Source organism: Streptomyces sp. Pv4-95 (assembly GCF_045782725.1).
Lineage (GTDB): Bacteria > Actinomycetota > Actinomycetes > Streptomycetales > Streptomycetaceae > Streptomyces.
Map to the genome: position 1 here is coordinate 1129297 of NZ_CP127172.1, position 25824 is coordinate 1155120.

General features: G+C 72.3%; 24 protein-coding genes. 13 read left to right on the forward strand and 11 right to left on the reverse strand.

Going from position 1 to position 25824, the window contains the following annotated elements; translation table 11 throughout:
* Window positions 1-64: 64 nt before the first annotated feature.
* Entirely contained in the window at window positions 65-1198 is a 1134-nt protein-coding gene (locus tag QOM21_RS05285; protein ID WP_407548557.1) for a PP2C family protein-serine/threonine phosphatase, read from the forward strand.
* 50 nt (window positions 1199-1248) lie between these two features.
* Here QOM21_RS05285 and QOM21_RS05290 read toward each other — a convergent pair whose 3' ends face one another.
* On the reverse strand, window positions 1249-2085 hold the full coding sequence (locus tag QOM21_RS05290; protein ID WP_407548558.1) for an alpha/beta fold hydrolase: 837 nt from the start codon (window positions 2083-2085) through the stop codon (window positions 1249-1251).
* Window positions 2082-2675, reverse strand: a complete 594-nt coding sequence (locus QOM21_RS05295; RefSeq protein ID WP_407548559.1) for a TetR/AcrR family transcriptional regulator — start codon at window positions 2673-2675, stop codon at window positions 2082-2084. The genes QOM21_RS05290 and QOM21_RS05295 overlap by 4 nt, the downstream gene beginning before the upstream one ends.
* 531 nt (window positions 2676-3206) lie before the next feature.
* Between QOM21_RS05295 and QOM21_RS05300 the strand changes: the two genes are divergently transcribed.
* Window positions 3207-3854 carry a TetR/AcrR family transcriptional regulator gene (locus QOM21_RS05300; protein ID WP_407548560.1) on the forward strand — a complete coding sequence of 216 codons (648 nt, stop codon included), beginning with the start codon at window positions 3207-3209 and terminating at the stop codon, window positions 3852-3854.
* A 33-nt stretch (window positions 3855-3887) separates the two neighbouring features.
* On the opposite strand, the gene QOM21_RS05305 is transcribed toward QOM21_RS05300, so the two are convergent.
* Window positions 3888-5372, reverse strand: coding sequence for an LVIVD repeat-containing protein (locus tag QOM21_RS05305; RefSeq protein ID WP_407548561.1), 1485 nt, complete (start codon window positions 5370-5372; stop codon window positions 3888-3890).
* Window positions 5373-5514: 142 nt separating this feature from the next.
* Here QOM21_RS05305 and QOM21_RS05310 point away from each other — a divergent pair, with 142 nt between their 5' ends.
* Window positions 5515-6177, forward strand: a complete 663-nt coding sequence (locus QOM21_RS05310) for a DUF305 domain-containing protein (RefSeq protein ID WP_407548562.1) — start codon at window positions 5515-5517, stop codon at window positions 6175-6177.
* A gap of 148 nt (window positions 6178-6325) precedes the next feature.
* Here QOM21_RS05310 and QOM21_RS05315 read toward each other — a convergent pair whose 3' ends face one another.
* The gene (locus QOM21_RS05315) at window positions 6326-7522 is read right to left on the reverse strand and encodes a DUF6214 family protein (protein WP_407548563.1); all 1197 of its coding nucleotides are present in this window, start codon (window positions 7520-7522) and stop codon (window positions 6326-6328) included.
* 187 nt (window positions 7523-7709) lie between these two features.
* On the opposite strand from QOM21_RS05315, the gene QOM21_RS05320 reads away from it, so the two are divergent.
* The gene (locus QOM21_RS05320) at window positions 7710-9173 is read left to right on the forward strand and encodes an FAD-dependent oxidoreductase (protein ID WP_407548564.1); all 1464 of its coding nucleotides are present in this window, start codon (window positions 7710-7712) and stop codon (window positions 9171-9173) included.
* Between the two features lie 103 nt (window positions 9174-9276).
* On the opposite strand, the gene QOM21_RS05325 is transcribed toward QOM21_RS05320, so the two are convergent.
* Together QOM21_RS05325 and QOM21_RS05330 are read right to left on the reverse strand one after the other, a co-directional pair.
* Complete coding sequence (locus QOM21_RS05325) at window positions 9277-9648, reverse strand: ArsR/SmtB family transcription factor (protein ID WP_407548565.1); 372 nt, start codon at window positions 9646-9648, stop codon at window positions 9277-9279.
* Window positions 9649-9851: 203 nt separating this feature from the next.
* Complete coding sequence (locus QOM21_RS05330) at window positions 9852-10337, reverse strand: hypothetical protein (RefSeq protein ID WP_407548566.1); 486 nt, start codon at window positions 10335-10337, stop codon at window positions 9852-9854.
* 235 nt (window positions 10338-10572) lie between these two features.
* Here QOM21_RS05330 and QOM21_RS05335 point away from each other — a divergent pair, with 235 nt between their 5' ends.
* The 7 genes from QOM21_RS05335 (at window position 10573) to QOM21_RS05365 (ending at window position 17625) form a co-directional block, all read left to right on the forward strand.
* The gene (locus tag QOM21_RS05335; protein ID WP_407548567.1) at window positions 10573-11676 is read left to right on the forward strand and encodes an NADH:flavin oxidoreductase/NADH oxidase; all 1104 of its coding nucleotides are present in this window, start codon (window positions 10573-10575) and stop codon (window positions 11674-11676) included.
* A gap of 90 nt (window positions 11677-11766) precedes the next feature.
* Window positions 11767-12852, forward strand: a complete 1086-nt coding sequence (locus QOM21_RS05340) for a WD40/YVTN/BNR-like repeat-containing protein (RefSeq protein WP_407548568.1) — start codon at window positions 11767-11769, stop codon at window positions 12850-12852.
* A gap of 256 nt (window positions 12853-13108) precedes the next feature.
* The gene (locus QOM21_RS05345; RefSeq protein WP_407548569.1) at window positions 13109-13786 is read left to right on the forward strand and encodes a uracil-DNA glycosylase; all 678 of its coding nucleotides are present in this window, start codon (window positions 13109-13111) and stop codon (window positions 13784-13786) included.
* Between the two features lie 22 nt (window positions 13787-13808).
* Window positions 13809-14894, forward strand: a complete 1086-nt coding sequence (locus QOM21_RS05350) for a phospholipid scramblase-related protein (RefSeq protein ID WP_407548570.1) — start codon at window positions 13809-13811, stop codon at window positions 14892-14894.
* Window positions 14875-15897, forward strand: a complete 1023-nt coding sequence (locus QOM21_RS05355; RefSeq protein ID WP_407548571.1) for an N-acetylglucosamine kinase — start codon at window positions 14875-14877, stop codon at window positions 15895-15897. Before QOM21_RS05350 ends, QOM21_RS05355 begins: the two co-directional genes overlap by 20 nt.
* A 98-nt stretch (window positions 15898-15995) precedes the next feature.
* The gene (locus QOM21_RS05360) at window positions 15996-16955 is read left to right on the forward strand and encodes a sirohydrochlorin chelatase (RefSeq protein ID WP_407548572.1); all 960 of its coding nucleotides are present in this window, start codon (window positions 15996-15998) and stop codon (window positions 16953-16955) included.
* 319 nt (window positions 16956-17274) lie between these two features.
* Entirely contained in the window at window positions 17275-17625 is a 351-nt protein-coding gene (locus QOM21_RS05365; protein ID WP_407548573.1) for a nuclear transport factor 2 family protein, read from the forward strand.
* Window positions 17626-17670: 45 nt separating this feature from the next.
* On the opposite strand, the gene QOM21_RS05370 is transcribed toward QOM21_RS05365, so the two are convergent.
* From QOM21_RS05370 to QOM21_RS05380, 3 genes are all read right to left on the reverse strand, one after another.
* Window positions 17671-18720, reverse strand: a complete 1050-nt coding sequence (locus QOM21_RS05370) for a lactonase family protein (protein WP_407548574.1) — start codon at window positions 18718-18720, stop codon at window positions 17671-17673.
* Between the two features lie 117 nt (window positions 18721-18837).
* Complete coding sequence (locus tag QOM21_RS05375) at window positions 18838-20340, reverse strand: FUSC family protein (protein WP_407555582.1); 1503 nt, start codon at window positions 20338-20340, stop codon at window positions 18838-18840.
* A 264-nt stretch (window positions 20341-20604) separates the two neighbouring features.
* Window positions 20605-21678 carry a S1 family peptidase gene (locus tag QOM21_RS05380; protein ID WP_407548575.1) on the reverse strand — a complete coding sequence of 358 codons (1074 nt, stop codon included), beginning with the start codon at window positions 21676-21678 and terminating at the stop codon, window positions 20605-20607.
* A 613-nt stretch (window positions 21679-22291) separates the two neighbouring features.
* Between QOM21_RS05380 and QOM21_RS05385 the strand changes: the two genes are divergently transcribed.
* A complete protein-coding gene (locus QOM21_RS05385; RefSeq protein ID WP_407548576.1) occupies window positions 22292-22771 on the forward strand; it encodes an Lrp/AsnC family transcriptional regulator in 480 nt (159 codons plus the stop codon).
* Between the two features lie 25 nt (window positions 22772-22796).
* Complete coding sequence (locus tag QOM21_RS05390; RefSeq protein WP_407548577.1) at window positions 22797-23525, forward strand: HAD family hydrolase; 729 nt, start codon at window positions 22797-22799, stop codon at window positions 23523-23525.
* Here QOM21_RS05390 and QOM21_RS05395 read toward each other — a convergent pair.
* Entirely contained in the window at window positions 23473-25134 is a 1662-nt protein-coding gene (locus QOM21_RS05395) for an AMP-binding protein (protein WP_407548578.1), read from the reverse strand. The two genes, QOM21_RS05390 and QOM21_RS05395, sit on opposite strands and share 53 nt — an antisense overlap.
* A gap of 2 nt (window positions 25135-25136) precedes the next feature.
* The gene (locus QOM21_RS05400) at window positions 25137-25769 is read right to left on the reverse strand and encodes a TetR/AcrR family transcriptional regulator (RefSeq protein ID WP_407548579.1); all 633 of its coding nucleotides are present in this window, start codon (window positions 25767-25769) and stop codon (window positions 25137-25139) included.
* Window positions 25770-25824: the final 55 nt, after the last annotated feature.

Sequence of the window (25824 nt, forward strand, 5' to 3'; positions counted from 1 at the left end):
GTTGTCACGCGGCGCGGGGGCGGGGGCGGGGGCGTTCTGTTGCCGATCAGGGCAGAATGGCCTGATGAGGGTGTTGCCAGTGTGGTCACGGGTACGCCGTTGGATTCCGGCGGTAGTGATCGCGCTCGCGGCCCTGGTAGATCTGCTGACACCTACCACGGTGTCCTCGGCTCCCCTGCTGGCCGTGGCGCCGGTGACGGCCGTTTCGCTGCTCAGCCCGGCCGGCATCGTCGGCATCGGCCTCACGGCGATGCTGGTGCAGGCGGGCCTGGGCTACGTCGACGGAACCTACGGCTGGCAGGACGACGCCGCGGTTCAGATCACCCTGGCGGCCGTCACCGCGCTGGCCATCGGTCTGAACCGGTCGCTGCGCACACAGCACGTCAGCGCCAGCCGGGCACGCTACGCCGCGGAAGTGGCCCAGCGAGCCGTTCTCCCCCGCCCGCCCAGCCGGCTGGGCAGCCTGCGGATCGCCGCCCGCTACGTGCCGGCCGAGGACATGGCCCTGATCGGCGGCGATCTCTACGTGGTGCAGGAGACACCCTTCGGGGTGCGTGCCATGGTCGGCGACGTCAGGGGCAAGGGGCTGTCCGCCGTGACGGCGGTCAGCGTCGACATCGGGGTCTTCCGCTACGCCGCCGACCACGAGCCCGACCTGCCGAGCCTCGTGGAGTGCATGGAGGGCGCGCTGCTGCGGGAGAGCCAGCGCCGCGAGGGGCTGGACTCGATCGAAGGGTTCACCACTGCCCTCATCGTGCAGTTCGCGAGTGACCTCAGCCGGTTCCACCTCATCAACCGCGGCCACCCCGCACCGCTCCTGCTGCACAGGGACGGCACCGCCCGCGTACTGGAGCCGTCGGAGGAAGCTCCGCCGCTGGGCATCACCGCTCTGGGGAGCTGGAAATCACCGGTGGAAACCCACCCTTTCCCACCCGGGGCGACGCTGTTGTGCTTCACCGACGGCGTCACCGAGGCCCGCGACCGCGCAGGCGTTTTCTTCGACCCCGCCGACCGCGTCCCCCGCATGATGCAGTCCTACCTGCGCCAGACCGGCCATCTCCCGGACCTGACCACCGTCCTCGACTTCCTCGTCCGTGACGTGAGCCGCCACAGCGACGGCGCCCCCCAGGACGACCAGGCCCTCCTCGCCCTTCACCGGCCCCTGCCGCGAAAGGACCTGCTCGCGCATCCGCGCTGACCTCGGCGGCCCCACGACCAAGATCCTCCCGCGGGCCGACGGCCACAGCTCTAGGCGCGGAATGCCTTCCGCAGGAGTTCCCCGAACTCGGCGGGGTGGGTGGTCAAGCCGGTATGCCCGCCGGGGAAGTGCCGGAATCCCGTGCCGAGCAGGTCGGCAAGGAAGGCGGCCGACCGGTAGGGCAGCTCGCCTCGTGAGTCCTGGCCGCCGGCGAGGACGAGCCGGTCCGAGAGCGCCCGCAGCCGGTGGACATCGGGGGCGTAGGACATGAACCGGGGCACGATGCGCCCGACGAAGTACGGCAGGTTGGCCATCGTCGCCTCGGCCCGCGCCGCCGCCTGCGGCGGAAGCCTCCTCGCGGCCTCCGGTTCGACGGTGTCGCCGGCCTTCTTCAGACCGGCGGCGAAGACGGCCATCGCCGGCATGAGCCCCTCGGTGCGGAACGCCTCCTGCACCCGCGCGATGAGCGCGCGATGCTCGGAGGCGTCCGGCAGGACCTCCACGACCGGGGGCTCGTGCGCCACGAGGCGTTCGACGCGTCCGGGGTGGGCGGTGAGCAGATGCAGGGCGGTGATCGCGCCCGAGCTGATGCCGCACACCCGAGCGGGCTCGCCGGGCGACAGCAGATCCAGTATCCGCAGTGCGTCGGTGGCGTGCTCGGCCACGCTTTGCTCGGCCTCGGTGTCGTCCAGGGTGCTTCGGGACATGCCGCGCGGGTCGTAGGTCGCGACGGTGTATTCGGCGGCCAGGTCGTCGGCTATGCCATCGAAGGAGGCCGCGCCGCCCGCCCCTCCGGGGATCAGCAGCAGGAGCGGGCCCTGGCCGCGCACCACGTGGTGCAGCGTCGCGCCATCCACACGCAGCCTTCCGATGGTCGGGACGGTCATGAGGGGTCTCCTTCTCGGGACGTGGGCCAGTGCTCCAGGAGGACGTGCAGGGCGTCGAGGGCGCGGACCCAGGAGTGCTGCGGCGAACGCTCGTGCGCGAACCCTCCGGCGGCCTCCAGGGCGACGAAGCCGTGAAACGTGCTGCGCAGCAACCGGACCGCGTCGGTCAGGTCGGGCTCGGCCAGGCCGTAGCCGCGCAGCATGCCGTAGGTCAGCTCGACCGCGCGCCGGGGTCCGCGTGCCTCGGCGGCCAGCTCGGGGGCGATCTGGAGGGGGGTCTGCGTCGCCGTGTAGCGGCCCGGATGGGTGCGGGCGTACTCCCGCCAGGCGTCGGCGAACGCGACCAGCGCGTCCTTGCCCGCCCGTCCGGCGGTCGCCTCGGCGATGCGGATGGTCTTCTCGTCCGCCGCCAGCAGCGCGATCCGTCCGCGCAGATCCTCCAGGCCGCGCACATGCGTGTAGAGGCTGGCGTCCTTCACCCCGAGCCGCCGCGCCACCTGCGACATCGTCACATGGTCGAGCCCGACCTCGTCCGCCAGCTCGGCGCCCGCGACCGTCACCCGCTCCGCCGTCAGCCCTGCCCGCACCATGCGCTCTCCTCGGTTTCCTAGGGGGTCTAGATATAAACTAGGATCCCTAGGAGACGCAAGCGCAGGCGCCGAGTGCACGCGCAGGCTCAGGCGCAGGCTCAGGCGCACTCGAAGCGAGGAGTTCGCGTTTCGGGCGCTGCAATGAGAGCTCCACGATTCGTCCGCCGCGATTCAGGCAGGACACGACCCCCGGGGGTGGGGGGATGGCGACGGCGTACGGCAGCGGCGGCCCAGCGGCGCGGGCGGCTCGGGCGGCGGCGAGGGCGCGCCGGGTGCGGTTCCGGACGAAAGAGCGCACGCGGGCGGCGATGGTGGACTTCCGCATAAGCGCCCGGAAGGCGGCCGGAACGGGATCCGCCCGAAGGTCAGCGGCAAAACCGCAGGTCAGAAAGGCAAAGACCCCCGACTCGGGCGATCCCCCGCGTCGCCCGAATCAGGGGCTCCTACCGGCTCTCGCCGCCGAAGGCAGGCGGACATCCGGAGGTCCGCTGAGTATATTGGCTCTCAGCCAGTCAACGCAGGAGTTACAGCATGTCCCCCCGCAGCGCATCGGTCAATGAAGAGTTGCGGCGGCGTTCTCGCGAGCGGCTGCTGCAGGCTGCGGTCGAGTTGGTGGGCGAGCGCGGGTACGAGGCGACGACGCTCGGTGACATCGCGCAGCGTGCGGGCGCGGCCCGCGGGCTGGTCTCGTACTACTTCCCCGGTAAGCGTCAGCTGCTGCAGTCGGCGGTCCACCGCCTGATGCATCTGACCCTTGAGGCGGCGCTGCTGCGCGAGCCACGGCCGACGGGGCCGGATGCGGGGAACGAGCTGATGGCCCGCGCCATCGACGCGATCTTGGGGCTGGCGCACGACCACCCACTGCTGATGCGCACCCACATGGCCGGCATTCTGACGGCCGAGGGCTTCATCCAGTGCCCCGAGCAGCAGCGGCTGGCCCAGTTGCTGCGCGAGACGGTCACGGCGTACGGGTCGCCGGATCCGGACGCCGACTATCCGCTGCTCCGCGCGCTGCTGATGGGCTCGGTGGTGCCCCTGCTCCTGCCAGGGGCACCGATGCCGCAGGCCCGGCTCCGCGCCGAGCTGTTCCAACGATACGGATTGCCATGGGAGTTGGGTGTCCCGCCGGCCGAGAAGCCGCCCGGCGGGACACGGGCGCCGAGCGCGACGCCGCTGTAGCCGGCGCCGGCCGCGGCGTGACCGGTGCCGGGCTCAGCGGTAGTCGGGCTGGGTCTGGACGTTGAGCTCGCGCATCCGGACCGACTCGGCACTGTCCGTCAGGCGGTCGTCGATCGCCAGGACGTCGAAGCCCTTGGCGATGTCGTTCGAGTAGATGTGGCCGTTGTAGTAGTACGCCGACCAGGAACCACCGGTGACCAGCGAGTCCGTGGAGATCGGGCCGCGCTCGAAGTAGCCGATCTCCTTCGGGTGCGCGGAGTCGGTGAAGTCCCAGATCGAGACGCCGCCCTGGTACCACGCCTGGACCATGATGTCGCGGTTCTTGGAGGGGATCAGCGAACCGTTGTGCGCGACGCAGTTCTCGGTGTCGGCCTGGTGGCGCGGAATCTTGTAGTAGCCCTTGAAGACGAGCTTGCGCTTGTCGCCCTTGCCGACGATGTCGTAGATGCCGTCCGCGCCGCGGGTCGAACCGGTCGCCTCGTTGCAGGTGGCCGCGCCGCCGCCGCCCAGTTCGTCGGTGAACACGACCTTGTTCCCGCGCTCGTTGAACGTCGCGGAGTGCCAGAACGAGAAGTTGACGTTGTCCTGGACCCGGTCGATGACCTTCGGCGCGGCGGGGTTGGAGATGTCCATCAAGATGCCGTCACCCATGCACGAGCCCGCGGCCAGCTTCAGCTTCGGGAAGGTGGTGATGTCGTGGCACCCGGTGGTCTTCGAGACACTGGGGTTGGGGTTGCCCCCGGGGTTGCCACCGTCCGGGAAGAGGACCGGGAAGTCGATGACGGCGGCCTTCTCGGGCGCCGATCGCGGCACCTTGATGACCGAGATGCCGTCGTGCGGCGGCCGGCAGTCGGGGAAGGTCTCGCTGGGCGAGTACGACGAGACGTAGATGTAGACGTTGCGGCGATCGGGGGCCAGCGTGTGGGTGTGCGAGCCGCAGGCGGTCTCGACGGCGGCGACGTACTTCGGGTTCTTCTTGTCGCTGATGTCGAAGACCTTCATGCCCTCCCACGAGGACTTCTCCGTGGCGGGCTGGCTGGTGCTGCTGCAGGAGTCGTCGCTGCGCGAGGAGTCCGTGGAGAGAAACAGCAGGTCTCCGGAGACGCTGATGTCGTTCTGCCCGCCGGGGCAGAGCACCTGGGTCACGGTCTTGGGCGCCTTGGGCCGGGAGACGTCGTAGATGACGAAGCCGTCGTAGTTGCCTGCGAAGGCGTACTTGCCCTGGAAGGCGAGGTCGGAATTGGTGCCCTGGAGCGCCTGCTTGGGGATGTTGGTCAGGTGGCGGACGTTGTCGCTGTGCACGACCTCGTCCACACCGGGTATGTCGCCGTCTTCCATCGCGGCCTTGGTGTCGGTCCGCTGACCGGGGCTCACCTCCTTGGCTGCGGAGGGGCTGTCGCCGGGGTCGGGGGTCGCGGCCGCGGGTCCGGCCGCGAGGAGTGCGGCCACGAGCCCGAAGGTCCCGGCCACCGCTCCGAGGTATCTGCGCCGCACGCGGGGTCTGTGCAACGACGTCACGAGGTCCTCCCTAGTGTCCGTTCGGAAGTGAACGGCTCCTGGACCCGGTGATATCGCGCTGCTCATGTACATATCAATAGAGGGGATTGAAGATGTAACACCGAATTCCGTTCAGATCCCCTCGTGGACAGGAGTACGCGCGTTGAAGCGTCCCAGGAGAGTCATCGCCCGCACCGTGGCCGGCCTCGGTCTGGTCACCTCCCTCGCGTTGAGCGGATGTTCGTCCGATGAGACGCCCGAGGCGAGCGATGCCGGCGGCCCGAGGGTGGTGGCGCCGGGCAAGCCGGGCGAGCCGGCGAAGACCCTCACCGCCGACGAGGCCAAGAAGGCCAGGAGCGACGACTCCCCCAACTCCGCGGACTTCGCTTACGTCCAGATGATGATCGTTCACCATCGGCAGGCACTGGTGATGACCGGCCTGGCCGCCCGGCACGCGGACGACGAGCAGGTCAGCCGGGTGGCGGAGCGGATCGCCGCTGCCCAGCGGCCCGAAATCGGCGCGATGGAGGGCTGGTTGAGCCGCAATGGCGGTCCGCGTAAGCAGCCGGGGCACCAGCATGCGGAGATGCCGGGCATGGCCACCGCATCCGAGCTGGATCGGCTGCGGGAGGCGCGCGGAAAACAGTTCGACGCGCTCTTCCTGAAGCTCATGATCGCCCACCACAACGGCGCGGTCACCATGGCCACCGATGCACTCTCGGAGGGCAACAACGTCCTCGTCGAGGAGATGGCGAACGACGTCATCGCGCAGCAGAGCACCGAGATCGCCCGGATGCAGAAGATGCGTGCGGGCAAGGGGGATTGATGGACCATCGCCGGTCGGGCGGCTGGTCCTGTGTGTCGGTCGGTCGGTCGGTCGCTTGTGCCGGTAGGTCAGCAGTGCCGGTGGGTCAGCTGTGCGGTTGGTCGCGCCGTCGGTCATGGCCGGTCGGGGGACGCGGCGGCACCCGACGTCAACGCTTGTGACGCGGCGTCAGGAACCCCTCGTCGCGTGCCCCGGCGATCAGCCTCAAGGATCTTCGGCGGTTGCGCCCGGTGGCCTGCATGACGGCCTCCACCGGGTCCCGGCCCTGCCGTTGCGCCTCCCGGTAGACGTCCGCGGCGAGCCTGCGGCGTTCCGTGGCCCGCGACCGGGCCAGGAGCGCGGGCGAGGCGTTCGGCTCGGATGGGTCGGAAGAGTCGGACAGGCCGGAGGGGTCGGACGGGCCGGACGCGAGCGAAGCGTGGGAAGCGCCCACCGGGTCGGAAGGTTCGGACGGGGCTTCGGAGATGGGGCCGGAGGTCGTGACGCGGGGGTCGGAGGCCGGCTCGACCGCCCGGTCGGACGAAGCGTCGCCAACGGATACGGGGCCTGACGCCGGCCCGTTCGACGCGAGCGGCTCGATGACCTCCGGGGCCCCGCCGTAGCGGTCTCCCTGGGCTCCTGCCGCCTCGGGGTCGGCAGCGAAATGAGCCTGAGTGTCGGTGGGGGCATGCGGGGTGTCGAGTCCGATGCCACCTCGGCCGTCGGTCCCGTCGCCGTCCCGGGTGCCGTATCCGTCGCCCTCGGCAGCCGCACCGGCAGCGCCGGCCGCACCCGCCACCTCCGTCATCGCGACGCCCGCACCACCCGCCGCGTCCGGCACACCCGCCCCGGTCGCGTCCGACGCGCCCGTCCCACAGAGCGGCCCATCGCCGCGGACGACGCTCCCGGAAGGTGCCGAGGTCGCCCGCCCTTGCGGCCGCGGCGCACAGCCCTCCCGCCGGGCAGGCGGCTCCACCTCGGACCGCGCCTGCCACGGGTTCACCAAGGGGTGGGCGTCCTCGTCCGGCCGTGCCTTTCGAGGCCGGCCGGTGGCGGTCCGGCAGGCGTCGTCGAGCGGCCCGTCGATCCAGCGGGCCAGCGCGGCGAGCCCGTCGAGCGTCAGCGGCGGATCCGCGCGTACGTCCTCGACGGCGATGCGGTCGTTGAAGACCGCCACCAGGACGTCGACCCTGGCGCCGTCGGCGAAGGAGAGCCGGGCGCTGAACCAAGGACCCAGCGGATCGAGCCGGGGCGGCAGGGCCCCGGGGCCCTGATCCCCGACCGGATCGTCGAGGGAGGCAGGCTCAGGGGCGGGCGCGGCGGAGCCGTAACCCTGCAGCTCCCAGACAGGCCATTCCGCGGCCACACCCTGAGCCCTATATCGGTCATTAACGGTATAAAAGTCACTTTCCGACACAAGGGAAACGTAGCCCCTACCTCACCGGGCCCCGCCTCGCGGCACGCTTGGCACACCGCGAGCAACCCCGATAGCGCATCTCCCCTCCCACGCCCGCCGGTGGGATGCTGGGGGTACTTCGCGGAAGGAGCCACCCGTGCTTCGTGTCGCAGTGATCGGTTCGGGACCCAGCGGCGTCTACACCGCCCAGTCCCTGGTCGAACAACAGGCCGTACCGGACATGGAGGTCTACGTCCTGGACCGGCTGCCCTGCCCGTACGGCCTGGTCCGCTACGGCGTCGCACCGGACCACGAGAAGATCAAATCACTGCAGGGCACTCTGCGGCGGGTCCTGGAGCACCCTCGCGTGCGTTTCCTCGGCAATGTCGAGGTGGGCACCGCGGATTTGGGTCTTGAGAAGTTGCGGGAGATCTTCCACGCGGTGGTGTTCTGCGTGGGTGCCGCCACCGACCGGCACCTCGGAGTCCCCGGCGAGGAGCTCCCCGGCAGTCACCCGGCGACGGAGTTCGTCGCTTGGTACAGCGCGCATCCGGATGCCGCGGCCATCCGCTTCACCCTTGCCGCACGCTCCGCACTGGTGGTCGGCGTGGGCAATGTGGCCGTCGACGTGGCACGCATTCTGGCCCGCGGCGCCGCGGAACTCGCCGCCACCGACATGCCGGACGGGCCTCTCGGCGCACTGGCGGACAGCCGCGTCGAGGATGTCTGGATGATCGGCAGGCGCGGCCCTTCGCAGGCCAAGTTCACGACGAAGGAACTACGGGAACTCGCCACGCTGCCGGGGGCGGAGGTCCGGGTGCTGCCGGAGGAGCTCGCCCTGGACCCCGCGTATCGCGACCCCGGGGCGCTGCCGGCCGCCGCACGGCGCAATGTCGAGGTACTGCGCGGCTGGGCGGAACCACCGGCATCGGAGCCGACCGCGACGGCCGCGGCGGCATCGGAGCCGACCGCGGCGGCCGAGGCGAGCCGTCGGCGCCGCATCCACCTGCGGTTCTTCCTGCGCCCCGTCGAAATGCTGGGAGATGCCGCCTCCGGCGTGCGGGCGGTCCGCTTCGAGCGGACGACTCCCGACGGGCTCGGCGGAGTGGTGGGCACCGGCGTATTCGAGGACATCGAGGCGCAGTTGGTACTGCGTTCGGTCGGCTACCGGGGCACTCCGCAAGCCGGGCTGCCGTTCGACGAGAAGCGCGGGACGGTGCCGCATCTGGCGGGGCGGGTACTGCTGCCGGACGGGACGCCGTACCCGGGAGCGTATGTGGCGGGCTGGATCAAGCGGGGCCCCACCGGCGTGATCGGCACCAACCGGCCGTGCGCCAAGGAGACCGCGATGTCGCTGCTGGAGGATGCCGCCGCACTGGCCGGACGCGAGGTGGCCGACGACCCCGTGGAGGCGCTGCGGCAGGCCGGGCAGCAGCCGGTCCCGTGGACGGGCTGGCTGGGTATCGAGGCGGCCGAGGCGGCGTGGGGGCATCAGCTCGGACGCGGGACGGTCAAACTCCCGGACTGGGAAAGGCTGTTGGGCGCCGCGGGCTCAACGGGCGCCGCGGGTACGCCCTCTACGGGCGCTCCGGACGGCAGGTCTGAGGGCGCGGCCCGGTGAGTCGCCCTGGGCGCCGAAAGGCAACGGGCGCCGCGTGCCGTCGCCGGAATCCGCCGAGCAGGCGGAGCCGCGTCGCAGATCCGGCCGGGTCGGCGGTTCGGCGTCAGGCGTCGCCGAGGCGGCCGGTCTCCAGCTCGGCCGCCCTGAGGACGCCGTCGATGAGACCGGGGAAGAGAGCGTCCAGATCCGCGCGGCGCAGCCCGTTCATCTTGGCCGTGCCCCGGTAGTTCTGCTGGATGACGCCGCACTCCCGCAGCACCCGGAAGTGGTGGGTGCAGGTCGACTTGCTGACCGGGAGCTCGACGTCCACACAGTTCAGCTCCCCCTCGGCGGCGGCGAGCACGCGGACGATCCGCATCCGCACCGGGTCGGCCAGCGCATGCAGAACGTCGGCGAGGCGGATGTCCCCACGGGCCGGGTGCTCCAGCGCCCGGGAGCCGGGCGCGGCGACCACGGACGTCGTATCGGTCGGCATGAGGGCTCCTGACGTACGGCTCGGTCGGCATCCGCGTCGATCGTCCCGGCCTCTCGGCTGCTACCGCGAGGGCCAGCTCGACGCGTGGCGGGGCGCCGCCCGCAGCGCCATTGTACGAGACCCGTCGTATCTTTCCATGCGCCCGCGACCCGACCGCCGGCCGGCTACCGAGATCCGCCGCCCATGGGGGGCCCGGCCGACCGTCAGCGACGGCACCAGCCCCGGCCGCGCCGCCGCCCGCACCCCCGCCCGCGCCGGGACCTGCCCGCGCAGCCCCACCGCGCCCCGGAGGCCAGCAGGCCCAGACCGATGCCCAGCATCCAGGAGTCCTTGGCCAGCGCGACACCGTCCTGGGTGGGGCGCACACTTCCGGGTTCCCGCATTCCGGGCGTCCGCAGATACAGGCCCACCAGGCCGCCGGAGAAGCCGGTGAGCGCCAGCCCGGCGACGGGTGTCGGTACGAAGGGGGCGAGGAGCGCTCCCCCGACCGTGATCTCCGTCAACGCCAGCAGCCGCGTGAAGCGTTCGGCCTCCAGCTTGCGAAGGAAGGGGTACGCCCCGCAGGCCATGCCGTGCAGGCCCTGCGCGGTCGCCTCGTCCGCCTTCAACTTGCTCAGTCCGGAATTGAGAATGAACGCGCCGGTGACGAGACGCGGGGGCACGTCTCGCGGTTCGGGGACCTGCGTCATCAACGTCTCCTGAGGTCAGGTGGCCGGCCCCCTCGGCGAGCGTAGCCAGTGGCCCCTTGACCTGCCACGCCACCGGCGCAGACGAGGGAACCGCGACGGTCCGGGGCCGCTTCCGCCCCACCCGCCGCGGTAGTACGAAGGTTTTCGTAGTTTGACATCCACCGTAGTACGACTCCTATCGTATGAGCGTGGGTCCGTCCGGAGCCCGCCCCGCCGTCACGTACAGGAGCCTGCCGTGAGCGCACTGTTCGAGCCCATCACCCTTCGCTCGCTGACCATCCCGAACCGCCTCTGGATGGCACCCATGTGCCAGTACTCGGCGGCGCCGGAGGGGCCCGCGGAGGGCGCGCCCGGCGACTGGCACTTCCAGCATCTGGCCGCACGCGCGGCGGGCGGGACGGGGCTGATCCTCGCCGAGGCCACCGCGGTGAGCCCGGAAGGCCGGATCAGCCCCTACGACCTCGGGCTCTGGAACGACACCCAGACCGAGGCGTTCCGGCGCATCACCGGCTTCCTCAAGTCCCAGGGCACGGTGCCCGGCATTCAGATCGCGCACGCCGGCCGCAAGGCGTCGACCGAGCGGACCTGGGTCGACCGCGGCGCCGCGCTCGCGCCGGGCCAGGACCACGGCTGGACGCCCGTGGGCCCGAGCCCGGTGCCGTTCGACGAGAAGTCCACGACTCCCGCGGAGCTCTCGACGGCACAGATCGGCGAGATCGTCGAGCAGTTCGCCGCCACCGCCCGCCGCGCGCGGGCGGCCGGCTTCGAGGTGGTCGAGATCCACGGCGCGCACGGCTACCTCATCAACGAGTTCCTCTCCCCGTTCACCAACCGGCGCACCGACGAGTACGGCGGTTCGTACGAGAACCGGACCCGCTTCGCGCTGGAGGTCGTGGACGCCGTCCGCGCGGTGTGGCCCGAGGACCTTCCGGTGTTCTTCCGGATCTCGGCGACGGACTGGCTCAGCGAGAACGAGGCCGACGAGCGGGAGGGCTGGACCGCCGAGGACACCGTGCGCTTCGCCGGCGAACTCAAGGCCCACGGCATCGACCTGCTCGACACCTCCACCGGCGGCAACGCACCGGACGCCAAGATCGAGGCAGCGCCCGGATTCCAGGTGCCGTTCGCCGAGCGCGTCAAGCGGGAAGCCGGTCTCGCGGTGGGCGCCGTCGGTCTGATCACCGAGGCGCGGCAGGCCGAGAAGATCATCGCCGACGGTCAGGCCGACGCGGTGCTGATCGGGCGGGAGCTGCTGCGCTCCCCCAGCTTCGCCCAGCAGGCGGCGCGCGAGCTGGGCGCCGGCACGCATGTGCCCAATCCGTACCACCGGGCCGTCTGACCTGCACGAATATCATCCGGGACGCCATTGTCAGTGGTCGGGTGCAGACTGACGACTGTCTGAGACAACGGCGTCCCGGAGGTGTCCGGCATGACTGACGTACTACTCGCGGTGGGCACGCGCAAAGGGCTGTTCATCGGCCGGAGGCGGCGCGGCGACTGGCGCTGGGGCGGCCCGCATTTCCCCGCGCAGGCGGTCTACTCCCTCGGGATCGACACCCGCCGCGCGACGACCCGGCTGCTTGCCGGAGCCGACAGCGCACACTGGGGCCCTTCGGTCTTCCACTCCGACGACCTAGGCGACACCTGGCACGAACCGGCCAGGCCCGCCGTCAAGTACCCGCCCTATACCGGGACTTCGCTGGAGCGGGTGTGGCAGCTGCATCCGGCGGGCCCCGCGGCCCCGGATGTGGTGTACGCCGGCACCGAGCCCGGCGGCCTCTTCCGGTCCGAGGACCGCGGCGAGACCTTCGACCTGGTGCGGGCGCTCTGGGACCACCCGAGCCGGGAGAAGTGGGTCCCCGGTGGCGGCGGGCTCGCCGTCCATACGGTGATCACCGATCCGCGGGACGCCGATGCGGTGACCGTCGCGGTCTCGACCGCCGGTGTGTTCCGCAGCGTGGACGGCGGGGCGGACTGGTCCCCGTCGAACAACGGCGTGAAGGCGGTCTTCCTGCCGGATCAACATCCCGAGTTCGGCCAGTGCGTCCACAAGATCGCCCAGGACCCGGTGGACCGCGACCGGCTGTATCTGCAGAACCACTGGGGCGTCTACCGCAGCGACGACGCCGGCGCACGGTGGACGGACATCGGCGGCGGCCTCCCCTCGGACTTCGGATTCGCCGTGGCGGCCCACCCGCGGAGGGGGGACGTCGCCTATCTCTTCCCCATCACCGCCGATATGGACCGGGTGCCGGCGGACCACCGCTGCCGGGTGTACCGCACCGACGACGCGGGAGAGTCCTGGGAACCCCTCGACGCCGGCCTGCCCGATGAGGACCACTACGGCACGGTGCTCAGAGACGCGCTGACCGTGGACGACGCCGACCCCGCGGGCGTCTATTTCGGCAATCGCAACGGCGAGGTGTACGCGAGCGCGAACGACGGCGACAGCTGGCAGCAGCTCGCCTCCCATCTGCCGGACGTGCTGTGTGTGCGAGCCGCCGTGGTGGGGTGAGCGCGCGAGACCGCCGCGCACGGCCCTCGGGTGGGGCGGAGCCGCGACGCGAACCGGTTCACCAGGTCGCGATCGAGCGACACCTCGCGACCTGGAATGCCGCTCACCACAGATGAGTTGGGGATCAGCACTGCCGGCCGGGCAACGGCTGGGAGGGCGACGCGGAAAGATCCCCTCCGCGGTCCGGAGCACGACCCCACGGAAGGCCCGGGCCATCGATTGAAGGAGGGCGGTGTACGGCCAGTAGGGTGATCCCGTGGCTGCACGACCTCTTCAAGACATCGTCGAACCCGGCTGGGCCAAGGCACTTGAGCCCGTCGCCGGACGGATCGCCGCGATGGGCGACTTCCTGCGGGCGGAGATCGCCGCGGGACGGACATATCTCCCGTCCGGCAGCAATGTGCTGCGGGCCTTTCAACAACCCTTCGACGAGGTGCGGGTACTCGTCGTCGGCCAGGATCCGTACCCGACCCCAGGGCATGCGGTCGGCCTCAGCTTCTCCGTGGCGCCCGATGTGCGTCCGCTGCCGGGGAGCCTGGAGAACATCTTCCGGGAACTGCACTCCGACCTGGGCCTGCCGCGGCCGTCCAATGGCGACCTCACCCCATGGACGCACCAGGGGGTGCTGCTGCTGAACAGGGCGCTGACGACGGCACCCCGCAAGCCCGCCGCGCACCGCGGGAAGGGCTGGGAAGAGGTCACCGAACAGGCCATCCGGGCGCTGGTGGCGCGTGGCCGGCCCCTGGTGGCGGTGCTGTGGGGACGCGATGCGCGCAATCTGCGGCCGCTGCTCGGCGACCTCCCGTCGGTCGAGTCGGCGCACCCCTCCCCCATGTCGGCCGATCGGGGCTTCTTCGGCTCCCGGCCGTTCAGCCGAGTGAACGATCTCTTGGCGCGGCAGGGCGCCCGCCCCGTGGACTGGAGGCTGCCCTGACCCCGGGAGATAGTGTTCCCGCATGACACAAGCGAACATCCCTGCGGGTTGGTACGCCGACCCTCAGGGCACCCCCCACCAACTGCGCTGGTGGGACGGGGCACGGTGGACCGAGCACACCCACCCGGGGCAGCAGGCACCCTCGCCCGCCCCGAACCAGGCGCCCCAGCAGGCGCCCCATCAGCAACCGGCTCAGCAACAGTCGGCCCCGCAGCAATCCGCACCTCAGCAACAGGCACCGCAGCAAGCCGCCCAGCAGTACGCGCAGCAGCAGGCGCCGCAGCAGATGTCCCCGCAGTACGCGCCCCAGCAGCAGCCGGCACAGGCCCCGCAGCAGGGCGGGATGCCGTACGGACAGCAGAGCTACGGCTACCCCCAACAGGCGCCCGGTCAGCCTGCGCAGCAGCCGTATCCCCAGCAGATGACGGGGCAGCCCGGCATGCCTCCGGCCGGTGTGCCGCAGCAGACGCAGCAGCCTGCCGGTGCGGCTCCCGGGGGCCCGGGGGGCGGCAGCCTGTTCACCGAGCCGGTGCTGGTGGTGAACCAGAAGGCCAAGCTCATCGAGGTCACCAACGAGTACGGCGTCTTCGACCAGCACGGCAACGCCCTCGGCGCGGTCGTGCAGGTCGGCCAGAGCACCGCGAAGAAGGTGCTGCGCGTGGTCTCCAGCCTCGATCAGTACATGACCCACAAGCTGGAGATCCGGGACGCGTACGGTCAGCCGCAGCTGGTGCTGACCCGGCCCGCGAAGATCATCAAGTCGAAGGTGATCGTGGAGCGCCCGGACGGTCAGCCGGTGGGCGAGATCGTGCAGCAGAACGCCATCGGCAAGATCAACTTTGCGATCATGGTCAACGGCCGGCAGATCGGCGCCATCAAGGCGGAGAACTGGCGCGCCTGGAACTTCGCGATCGTGGACCACACCGACGCCGAGGTCGCCCGTATCACCAAGACCTGGGAGGGCCTGGCGAAGACGATGTTCACCACCGCGGACAACTACGTCCTGCAGATCCACCGGCAGCTGCCCGACCCCCTGTTGAGTCTGGTCGTGGCCACGGCACTGACCGTCGACACCGCCCTGAAGCAGGATGCCCGCGGCTTTGGGTGAGCCCGAGTCCGCCGGCCGCGGCCGGCTCGTCGTGGGCGTCGACTCGGGCGGTTCCGGGCTGCGCTTCGCCGTCGCCCGCGCCGACGACCCCGATGCCCGGCCGGTGGCCACGCGCGTCTGCGACCAGCCGGTCCGCACCGGCCCGACGGGCATCGACGCCGGACATCTGCTGGAGCAACTCCTGCCCGCCGTCGAGGAGTTGACGCGTACGGCGGGCGGCGGGGACGTGGCCGCGGTCTGCGTGGGCGCGGCCGGGATGGCCACGTTGGGCGACGATCTGCGCACCCGGCTGCCCGGGGCGCTGGCCTCCGCGTTCGGCGTACGGCATCTCGCCCTGGCGGCGGACGCGGTCACCGCGTACGCGGGCGCACTGGGCCAGCGGCCGGGGGCCGTGGTCGCCGCGGGCACCGGCATGATCGCGATGGGCACGGACCTGACGCCGGCGGGCGGTTGGCGCCGCGCCGACGGCTGGGGGCACCTCCTGGGCGACTGCGGCAGCGGTGCCTGGATCGGCCGTGCCGGGCTGGAGGCGGCGATGCGCGCGCACGACGGGAGGCCGGGCGGTTCCGACACCCTGCTGGCGCGTGCGCAAGCCGTGTTCGGTCCCGTCACCGGACTGCCGAGCCGGCTCTACCCGCGGTCCGACCGGCCGGCCGTGCTGGCTTCCTTCGCACCCGAGGTGGCCCGGTGCGCGACCGAGGGGGACGCGGTGGCCGAGAGCATCCTGGGCGACGCAGCGCGCCATGTCGCCGATGCGGCGGCCGCGGTCTGCCCGCCGGGGCCGAGCAGGGTGGCGCTCACGGGAGGTCTGTTCCGCATGGGGGAAGTGCTGCTCTCCCCGCTGCGTGCGGCGCTCGCCGAGCGGCTGCCGGAAGCCGTCCGGACGGAGGCGGCGGGCAGCCCGCTCGACGGAGCCCTGGTCATCGCCTCGGCGCTGGCGGGCGGACGGCTGGTTTTGCCCTCGGACGCGAGGTTGTTGCAGATCACATGCCCTGTGGGGTGAACGCACCACCGTGACGCGCGGGATAAATCGGGACGGATACCGCTCGACGGAACCCTCCCTCGGCGCCGGGTGGGTCGGAGGCATTAGCATGCGGCGCCATGAGTTCCCCCACTGGGCCCGCACCTGGCACGCCCCATTTTGACGCCGATTCCCCGAGCCCGGGAGCCGCACCCGGTCTGCCTGTACGGATGCCGCGCGCGCGGCAGTCCGGCCGTCACCGCAAGCCGGAGCCCCTCGCCGCACCCGAGGGCGCACCCGCCCTGGTGCTGGCCGTACCCGGCACCCCCTCCGCCGCGACGCGCGGCCTGGCGGAGGAGGTCTCCAGCATCGCCCGCTCCGAGCTGCCCGGCCTCGACGCCCGGATCGGCTACATCGACGGTGGCGACGAGGAGTTCCCGTCGCTGGAGGCGGTGCTCTCCCGCGCCGCCGCCGAGCAGCGGGCGCGGATCGGCAACGACGGACAGCACGCGGACCCCGGCCCCGCCGCCGTGGTCGTACCGCTGCTGGCCGGCCCCGAAAGCGCCCTGCTGCGGCGGATACGCCAGGCCATGATGAACAGCGGCTCCGGCGCCGAGCTGACCGATGTCCTCGGCCCGCACCCGCTGCTCGCCGAGGCGCTGCACGTCCGGCTCTCCGAGGCCGGCCTGGCCCGCGCCGACCGCGCGCGGCTGTTCACCGTCGCCACGGCGGCGGACGGCATCATCCTGGCCACCGTCGGTGGCGAGGAGGCCGTGCAGGCCGCCGGGATCACCGGCATGCTGCTCTCGGCGCGGCTCGCCGTGCCGGTGCTGGCCGCCGCCCTGGACGAGGAGGGCGCCATCTCGCGCACGGCGGAGCAGCTGCGCGGCTCCGGTTCGCAGCAGCTGGCGCTGGCCCCGTACCTGATCGGTCCGGAGATCGCCGACGGCCTTGTGGGGGCGGCCGCGGCGGAGGCGGGCTGCGCCGCGGCGGAGCCGCTCGGGGCGTACGGCACGGTGGGCCGGCTGGTGCTGTCGAACTACGCGGCGGCGCTGGGCATCACGCTGCAGCCGCCCGGGCAGGCGGCACCCGCCCGCTAGGACACGGGAGCGAACGCACATCGAGCAAGGGCCGCCTCGCGCCGACGCGCGGGGCGGCCCTTGCGTGTTCACCGGCGGCGTCCAGCTCGCTCGATACCCTTGAGCGGCACATACGCCCCTCTGCCGCCTCGGGACGCCCACGGACGGGGTGAATGTGCCCGGAGGTCCGCGCGCCCGTGTGCGGCGCCCCCAGGGGGTTGCGTCCCTCCTGCCGAACCGACCGATGAGTTCCCATGCCGGCCGGAGTCCACGTTCGAGGCCGGGCCGCAGGCGCCCGGCGCTCCGTACACGGCCCTGCGGCCCCACGAGAGGACACGCCATGTCGTCCAGCGCCGATGTCGTCCGCGCCTGTTTCGCCGCCTATCTCGCCCAGGACCGGGCGGCGATGGAGCGCCTGCTCGCCGAGGACTTCGTCTTCACCAGTCCGCAGGACGACCACATCGACAAGGCCGCGTTCCTCGAAAGGTGCTTCCCCACCGCGGACCGCCTGCGCTCCCAGGAGCTGCTCGACGTCGTCCCGTCCGGCGACGGTGCCGACAACGTCTTCATCCGCTACGAGTACGAGCTGAAGACCGGCGCGCGGCACCGCAATGTCGAGGTGCTGACGGTGCGCGGGAGCCGGATCACCGAGACCCAGGTCTACTTCGGAGGCCGCTTTCCGCAGTCATGAGGATGCGGGGTGCCTGAGCCTCGGACGGGGAACTCCCGGGCAATGTCAGGTGAACACCACGCAGGACGCGGCGGGGGCGGTCACGGATCCGGCCGGGGTCGGAATGCCGGCCTCCTGGTCGACGGTGAACCAACTGACGTCGCCGGAGCGCTCATTGGCGACGTAAAGATGCCGGCCGCCGGGGTGCAGGGCCAGGTCCCGCGGCCAGTGGCCGCCGCACGGCACCGTCGTGACGAGCGTGGCGGTGTCCCCGGACGCCCCGAGGGCGAGCACGGAGATGCTGTCGTGCCCCCGGTTGGCGACCCAGAGGAACCGGCCGTCCGGGGAGACCACCAGCTCCGAGGGATAGGTGCCGACGGCCGAGGCCCCGTCGGGCAGCAGCCAGGTCTCGCCCAGCGGGGTGAGCGAGCCCCGGCCTGCGTCCCAGCGGCAGACCGTGACCGTCGGGTCGAGTTCGTTGACGACGTAGGCGCGGGCGCCGCGCGGGTGGAAGGCGAGGTGGCGCGGGCCGCTCCCGGGGCGCAGCGGGACCTCCTCGCGGACGGTCAGTGCCCCCCTCGCGGTGTCGAGGGCGCAGACCCGGACCGAGTCGGTGCCCAGGTCGACGCTCAGCACCCAGCGGCCGGTGGGGTCGGGCAGCACCGCGTGCGCGTGCGGGCCCTCCTGACGGTCGGTCCGCGGGCCGCTTCCTTCGTGCCGGAGGACGGTGGCGCGGTCGCCGAGCGTGCCGTCCGCGCGCAGGGGCACGGTGCTGACGCTGCCGGAGCTGTAGTTGGCGGAGACGAGGTGCCCCGCGGTGAGGGTGAGGTGGGTGGGGTCGGCGCCGTCCACCGGGGTGGCCGGAGCGAGCAGCGCCGGTCCTTCGGGGGTGAGGGCGAACGCGGCGGCGGCTCCGTCGGGCATCTCGCTGACCGCGTAGAGGTACCTGCCGTCGGGGCTCGGCGCCAGGTAGGAGGGGTTGGGAAGAGCGTCGGTGGAGCGCAGCGCGGTCAGCGCACCGGACCTCGGGTCGACGGACGCGGCGGTGACACCGCGGCCGCCTGCCGTCGTGAACGATCCGATGTACGCCCGTCGGCCACTGTCCGTCGCCCCCACCAGGTCCGCCCTTCGCCCGTTGCCGGTTGAGCTGCTCGGGCGACGCTAACAGCCGGGAGCGGGACTCCTCGGGCGATGGCTGACACCCGCACCCAAGGGGGCGTGTCGGCGCCTGCTTCAGGAGGCGGCGAAGGGTGCCCGGGGGGAGCTGCGGACCGGGTGGGCGAGGGCGGTGAGGGCGGACTCCAGGCTGTGCAGATGAGCCAGGGCGCGCTCGGCGCCCGGGTGGTGGTGCGGAGCGGGTCCGAGCGCGGTGGGCGCCGCGGCGGGCTCCGCTCCCGGTGCGAAGAGGGCGCCGACGACGGCCTCGACGCGCTGGCAGGCGGCGGTCAGCCGGGCGTCGTGCGAGGCGGCCGGGTCGGCGGCGACCTCGGCGAGTCCCCTGACCTGCGCGGCGCAGTCGTCGAGGCAGCTCATGACCTGGCGGGCACGCGCCTTGCGGTGCCGCAACGGGCTGAGCGGGTGCAGCAGCGGGACCAGGGAGAGCCGGACCCGGCCCAGCAGCAGTTCGAGTTCTGCGACGTGCGGAGACGGGTCGGCGGCCGCGTCCCCGGCCAGCCGGCGGGCGGAGGCGGCGGTGCAGTCCCGTACGCAGTGCACGGCGCGCTGGATCCAGGCGTCGGTGGCGGAGTGCGTGGTGATCGGCAGGACGAGGACGACGGCGAGCGCGGCGCCGAGCGCGCCGACGGCGGTCTCCTCGAAGCGGAGCGCGAGCAGGCCGGGGTGCAGCACACCGAGCAGGCCGTAGAGCAGTCCTGCCATGACGGTGACGAAGAACATCATCCAGGAGTACGAGACGGCGGCCGTGTAGAAGATCCCGAAGACGCATACCGCGACGATCACGGCCGTCGGTGCCGGGGCGCTGTGCAGCGGGATCGCGATGAGCAGCCCGGCGGCGATTCCGGCGACCGTGCCGAGGACCCGGCGGAAGCCGCGGACCAGGGTCTCGCCGCGGGAGGCGGTGTTCACGAAGATCCACCAGACGGCGCCGACGGCCCAGTACCAGCGGTCCTGGGACAGCATCTGGCCGGCGCCCAGGGCGAAGGCGCAGGCGGCGGTCGCCTGGATCGCCTGGCGGGTGGTGGTGCGTGCCAGACCTCGTCCGGGGTGCGGCGCGGGGACGGCGGGCGGCGGCAGACGCCGTTCGTAGCACCAGGCGCCGAAGCGGACCGCGGAGGAGGCGATCAGCGACAGCGCCACGGCGGCGTAGAGCTCGGGCAGCCGGGCAGGCGCGGGCTGGAGGAACTGCGCCATGAAGAAGGTCATGAACGCGAACACGCCCAGGGCGTGCCCCCGGGGGCCCCAGCGGCGCGCGTACACGCCGGCGCACACGACGGCGAGGAACGCGGCATCCCGCAGCAGCGGATGCGCGTGCAGGACCGTCGCCACGGCGAGCACAGGGAAGCCGACGGCGGGCAGCAGTGCGGTGGTGACCGCCTGTCCCCGGACGGTGGCGTCGGTGACCGTGAAGAGCGCGAGCAGCGCGGAGAGCCCGCCCGCGATCGCGGCGACGAGCGAGTGGGCGGCAAGACCCGAGACGGTCACGGCCAGCGCGATGCCCAGCACGGCGCGGGCGGAGCTGCGCAGCCGCAGCCGCCCCGGGTCCGGCGCCACGAACATCCTCTTCAGCACGGCCTCCGCGCCCCCTCGTCTTCCGCATGAAAAAGGCGCCGCGGGGATCCGCAGCGCCATCGACGGGAACATCAGACCATCCGGGCGTCCCTTGGCTCAAGGGACGCCCGGATGGCTGGGCCATTGGTACAGCATCTTCCCCATGGGGTGGGCCAAGGGAAGGCCAACGGACCACCGCCGCGGGCGGCGGCGGGACGGCGGCGGGCGGCGGCGTGGCGTCGCGGTGCGGCGCCGCCTCGCCTGCCGCGCAGGTCAGCCGATCTGCGCCCCGGTCTTCTCCAGGACCTCGGGCACCGGCTGGTAGAAGGTCTCGCCGCCGCTGGAGCAGTTGCCACTGCCGCCGGAGGTCAGGCCCAGGGCGGTGTCGCCCTCGAAGAGGGGGCCGCCGCTGTCGCCGGGCTCGGCACAGACGCTGGTCTGGATGAGTCCGTCGACGGTGCCCTGCTGGTAGTTGACGGTCGCGTTGAGCGCGGTGACGTTGCCTGCGTGCACCTGGGTGGTGCTGCCGCTGCGCTGCACCATCTGGCCCACGATCGCCTCGCCCGCCCTCGCGATGGGCTGCGTGCCGCCGTTGTAGAGGTTCACCTCGCTGGGGTGCGAGGTGTTGGCGGTGAACTTCACGAGCCCGTAGTCGTCCCCGGGGAATCTGCTGGATTCCGTCGAGGCGATCTCGCCGCCGCCCTGGGTGGCGGCCCAGGTGCGCGACTCGTTGGTGCAGTGCCCGGCGGTCAGGAAGTACGGCTCGCCGCCCTTGGTGACGTTGAATCCGAGGGAGCAGCGCGCGCCGCCGCCCCAGATGGCGTCGCCACCGGCGATCAGCGGCTTGATGGTGCCGGTGGACTTCTTGATGGCGGTCCGGTCGCCCAGCGAGGACGCGACCTTGGTGAGCTTCGCCAGGTCGGCGCTCTTGACCGTGCGGTCGACGACGATGACCACCTTGTTGGTCCTCGGGTCCATCGCCCAGGACGTGCCGGGGACCGCCGCCTTCTGCTTCAGGGTCGCCTGGGCCTGCTCCAGCGTGGCGAGGGAGTGCTTGACGACCTTCGCCTCGGCGCCGGCCGCGCGGGCCTTGCCCGCGGCCTTCTCGTTGGTGACGTTGACGACCAGCTTGTGGCGGGTGGCGTCGTAGTAGGAGCCCGCGTGGTCGGCGCCGAGGGTGGTGCCGATGGCCTTGGCGCGCTGGGCGGCCGCGGTGGCCGACGACGGGTCGGGGGCGGGAGGCGGAGTGGCGTGGGCACTCTGCAGGGTGAAGGCGGCAGTGATCACAGCCGCCACACCCGTACCGATGATGACGGAGTGACGCGTGGGTGCGCTCGTGTGCTTCAACTCGGAACCTCTTGTGGGGGTGGGCGGGCAGTGGGGGTGAGCGGACCTGGAGGAGGCACGAGCGCCCGCCCTGGCCGAAGTCGCGTGCACGCCACGTCCCTCGGCAGGGCGCCCGGACCCCCGCGCGGCGCAGAGCATCGCGCGAGGGCCGTGCGCCACCTTCACGGCCCGTCAGTTGCTTCGTGATGCGCCCGGCCCACAAGGGGCTTCGGCGCCCGCCAGGACAGGAAACCTGCGGGCGTGGCGCGGCAGAGCGCAGTTATTCTTGCCGTCACCTGCTGCGCGCTACACCCGTGCGGCCACATATCCGTATGAATCACCTGGACGGCCGGTGCGTTCGGCCGCAGGTGCCGTATCGCCCGCCGGGCGGCACGGCCCGGACCCGACGGGCCCGATCCCTTCCGCACCGGCCGTTCGAGGCGCCGCCGCCCGCCGGCCGCCCCCTGTCACCCGAGCGCGCCACCGCCGCTCCCCCGGCGATCGGCGCGACGCTCGCATCGAGGGCGTCGCCTCCGCGCGACGGGCGGAACCGGTGGCTCACCCGAGCTGCCGCACGATGGGCCATTGGTACAGTGAGCAGCGGATTTGCCGACCGTGAGGAGGCCGCCGGGCCATGGCCGTGGACGCCCTCGACGCGAAGATTCTCCGGCTGCTGCTGGATCAGCCGCGCACCAGCGTGCGGGAGTACGCACGCGTCCTCGGCGTCGCCCGGGGCACCGTCCAGGCACGGCTGGACCGGCTGGAGCGGGACGGCGTGATCACTGCCTACAGCCCCCGGCTGTCGCCCGCCGCCCTCGGCCATCCCGTACTGGCCTTTGTGCACATCGAGGTGACGCAGGGCCATCTGGAGGAGATGGCCGACGCGCTGGCGGAGGTGCCGCAGATCATCGAGGCGTTCTCGACGACCGGCGGCGGGGATCTGCTCGCCCGGGTCGTGGCGCGGGACGCGGCACATCTGGAGGACCTGATCCAGCGGCTGATCAGCCTGCCGGGGGTGGTGCGCACCCGCACGGAGGTGGCGCTGCGGGAGCGGGTGCCGCACCGGATGCTGCCGCTGGTCGAGGACGTGGGCGGCACCGCGCAACAGCGGTGAGCAGGCCCTTGGCATCCTGGAGGGCATGAGCACTTCGCCCGCCTCCCCGGTCGCACCCGCCACGCCCGCCCCGCCCACACCGGTGATCTTCGACCTCGACGGCACCCTGGTGGACAGCGAGCCGAACTACTACGAGGCGGGCCGGCGGCTGCTGGCCGCGTACGGGGTGGCCGACTTCAGCTGGGAGCAGCACACCCGCTTCATCGGTATCGGCACCCGCGAGACGCTGGAGGTTCTCGCCCGGGAGTTCGGCATCGATGCGCCGCTCGACGAGTTGCTCGCCGGCAAGAACCGGGCCTACCTGGAGCTGGCGCGGGCGCACACCGAGGTCTTCCCGGAGATGCGGGCCCTCGTGGAGCGGCTGCACGCGGCGGGGCATCCGATGGCGGTCGCCTCGGGGTCGTCCCGGGCCGCGATCGAGGCGGTGCTCACCGGTACCGGGCTCGACGCGCTGCTGACCACGCTCGTGTCGGCCGAGGAGGTCGCGCACGGCAAGCCGGAGCCCGATGTGTTCCTGGAGGCCGCCCGCCGGATGGGTGTCGCACCGGCGGACTGCGTGGTGCTGGAGGACGCACCGCCCGGTGCGCTGGCGGCGCACCGGGCGGGGATGCGGTGCATCGCGGTCCCGTATGTGGCGGCGACGGCGCAGGACCCGGCCTTCGCGAGCGCCGGGCTGCTGTTCCGGGGCGGCCAGGACGAGTTCACGGCGCGGGCCGCGTACGACTGGCTCGGGCGGCCAGTTCGGTCTTCCTGATCTTTCCGGTGGCGGTCGTCGGCAGCGCGTCGACGAGTTCGACGTGCGGCAGTTTGTAGCTCGCCATGGTGCCGCTCGCCCAGTCCCGCAGGGCGTCGGCGGTGAGCGGGCTGCCGGGGACGGTGCACACGTAGGCGTACGGGCGCTGACCGCGTCGTTCGTCCTCGACGGCGACGACGGCCGCCGCGCGCACCTCGGGGTGCCGGCCGAGGAGCGTTTCGACCTCGGTGGGGAACACGCTCATCCCGCTGACCTTGATCATGTCCTTGTCGCGGCCGTGGTAGTGCAGCGCGCCGTCCGCGTCCAGGCTTCCGATGTCACCGGTGTGCAGCCAGCCGTCGCGCAGCGCCCGGGCGGTGGCGTCGGGAGCGGACCAGTAGCGGGTGAGGACGGACGGGCCCCGGACGGTGATCTCGCCGCGCTCGCCGAGCGGCAGCGGTTCGCCGGTCGCGAAGTCCACCACGAGGATGTCCGTTCCCGGGACCGGCAGACCGCAGAAGACCGGGGCGGTGGTCAGGTCGTGGTCGTCGTCCTGGAAGCCGAGGGTGTGGGTGTCGCTGGTGTGTGTCTCGGTCATGCCGTACGACGCCTCGCGCAGCACACCGCCCGCCGCGGCGCGCCAGCGCCGGCGAATCTCCGGGGTGAGCTTGCGGATGAAGGAGACGGTGAGCGGCGCGGTAAGGGTGGACAGGTCGCGGCGCGGCAGGTCGGGGTGGCCGAGGAGTTCGAGGTAGTTCTCGACGGTGCCGGCCATGGTGGTGACGCGGTGCCGCTCGACGGCCGCCAGGACCACGCCGGCGTCCCAGCGGGGCAGCAGCACACCGGTGCCGCCGGAGACGAGCGGGGCGAGGATGCCGAGGTTCTCCCCCGCTATCCAGAAGACCGGCAGGAAGCAGAGCGAGACCAGGGGCCGGACGCGCTCGTCGGGTGCGCGGCCCGCCTCGATGGCGTTCGCGGTGTAGACCATGTGGCGCTGGGTGTGTTCGCAGCCCTTGGGCATGCCCGTGGTGCCGCCGGTGTAGTTGAGGGCGGCGAGCGCGTCCGGGTCATCGGCGATGCGGCCGAGCGGGGCGTGCGCGAGCGCGGAGTGCCAGTCGTCGGTGTGGGTGACGAGGACGTCCCGTACGGCGGTGCCGGTGCGGGCGTCGTCGAGCGCGGGCGCGAGGTCGGCTGCGGTGATGACCAGCACGGCGCCGGAGTCGGCCAGTTCGTGGCGCAGTTCGTCGGTCTTGAACATCGGGTTGACCGGCACATGGACGGCGCCGAGGCGGAGCACGGCGAGCATCGCGAGCAGGAACTGCGGGCAGTTGGGGAGGTGCACGCCGACGCGGTCGCCCGGGCGGACGCCGCGGGCGTCGAGCGCGCCCGCCAGCCGGTCCGCGGCGTCGTCGAGAGCTCCGTAGCTGTAGATCTCCTCGCCGTACGGGCCGCCGGCGAAGACCAGGGCGGCGCGGCCGGGGTCGGTGCGCGCCCAGTGGTGGACGAGTCCGGGGACGGTCGCCGGGCCGGCCGGGCCGGGGACGGTGTCCAGTCGGCGGATCTCCCGGGCGCGGGCCTGGCGGGCGCGCAGATCGTGCAGGTGCTCCTCGATGCGGGTGCGGCGGCTCACGGCTACTCCTTCGGTATCGCGTCGATTCCGAGCAGGTGCAGATACATGGCGGTGACATCGCGGACGGCGGGCTCCAGTTCGCCGGGAGCGGCGGCCACCTGCCGGGCGAACTGGACGCTCATCCCGCCGACCGCGCGGGCGACCGCGAGCGGGGCGGCGACCGGGGCGAGTGCACCGGCGGCGGTCATCCGGCGGATGTAGCGGGCGGTGCGGTGCACGGGCCGTTCGGTGATCTCCTCCCACAGCGTGCGCACCTCTGCGTCCGCCTGGGCCTGCTGCTCCAACAGCCGTAGCAGGGGCAGGTGTCGGGCGTAGGCGGCGATGAAGGCGGCGGTGGAGGCCGCGGCGACGGCGCGCACGTCCTCCGGGGCGGTGCCGGGGACGTCCTGCGCGGCGAGGAACGCGTCCCGTACGCGCACCGCGAGGACGCGGAAGATCTCCTCCTTGGACGCGAAGTAGACGTAGAAGCTCGCCCGGGACAGATCCGCCTCGGCGGCGATGTCGGCGATGGTGGCGGGGCCGTGGCCGCGCCGCGCGAAGACCGTCTCCGCGGCGTCCAGCAGCCGGCCGCGGACCGCCGTCTCGGTGCGGTCGCGTGCGGTGCGGGTCGCCCAGGGCTCTTGTCTGCGTGCCACGCCCCGACCTTATTGACGTTGACGCCAATGTCAATGAGCATGACCGTGCCGTCTT

Bases quoted from the DNA above. Each gene is read 5' to 3' on its own strand.
- QOM21_RS05285 (WP_407548557.1), top strand. From the start codon at position 65: ATGAGGGTGTTGCCAGTGTGGTCACGGGTACGCCGTTGGATTCCGGCG.
- QOM21_RS05290 (WP_407548558.1), bottom strand. From the start codon at position 2,085: ATGACCGTCCCGACCATCGGAAGGCTGCGTGTGGATGGCGCGACGCTG.
- QOM21_RS05295 (WP_407548559.1), bottom strand. From the start codon at position 2,675: ATGGTGCGGGCAGGGCTGACGGCGGAGCGGGTGACGGTCGCGGGCGCC.
- QOM21_RS05300 (WP_407548560.1), top strand. From the start codon at position 3,207: ATGTCCCCCCGCAGCGCATCGGTCAATGAAGAGTTGCGGCGGCGTTCT.
- QOM21_RS05325 (WP_407548565.1), bottom strand. From the start codon at position 9,648: ATGCCGACCGATACGACGTCCGTGGTCGCCGCGCCCGGCTCCCGGGCG.
- QOM21_RS05330 (WP_407548566.1), bottom strand. From the start codon at position 10,337: ATGACGCAGGTCCCCGAACCGCGAGACGTGCCCCCGCGTCTCGTCACC.
- QOM21_RS05340 (WP_407548568.1), top strand. From the start codon at position 11,767: ATGACTGACGTACTACTCGCGGTGGGCACGCGCAAAGGGCTGTTCATC.
- QOM21_RS05350 (WP_407548570.1), top strand. From the start codon at position 13,809: ATGACACAAGCGAACATCCCTGCGGGTTGGTACGCCGACCCTCAGGGC.
- QOM21_RS05355 (WP_407548571.1), top strand. From the start codon at position 14,875: ATGCCCGCGGCTTTGGGTGAGCCCGAGTCCGCCGGCCGCGGCCGGCTC.
- QOM21_RS05360 (WP_407548572.1), top strand. From the start codon at position 15,996: ATGAGTTCCCCCACTGGGCCCGCACCTGGCACGCCCCATTTTGACGCC.
- QOM21_RS05365 (WP_407548573.1), top strand. From the start codon at position 17,275: ATGTCGTCCAGCGCCGATGTCGTCCGCGCCTGTTTCGCCGCCTATCTC.
- QOM21_RS05375 (WP_407555582.1), bottom strand. From the start codon at position 20,340: ATGTTCGTGGCGCCGGACCCGGGGCGGCTGCGGCTGCGCAGCTCCGCC.
- QOM21_RS05385 (WP_407548576.1), top strand. From the start codon at position 22,292: ATGGCCGTGGACGCCCTCGACGCGAAGATTCTCCGGCTGCTGCTGGAT.
- QOM21_RS05390 (WP_407548577.1), top strand. From the start codon at position 22,797: ATGAGCACTTCGCCCGCCTCCCCGGTCGCACCCGCCACGCCCGCCCCG.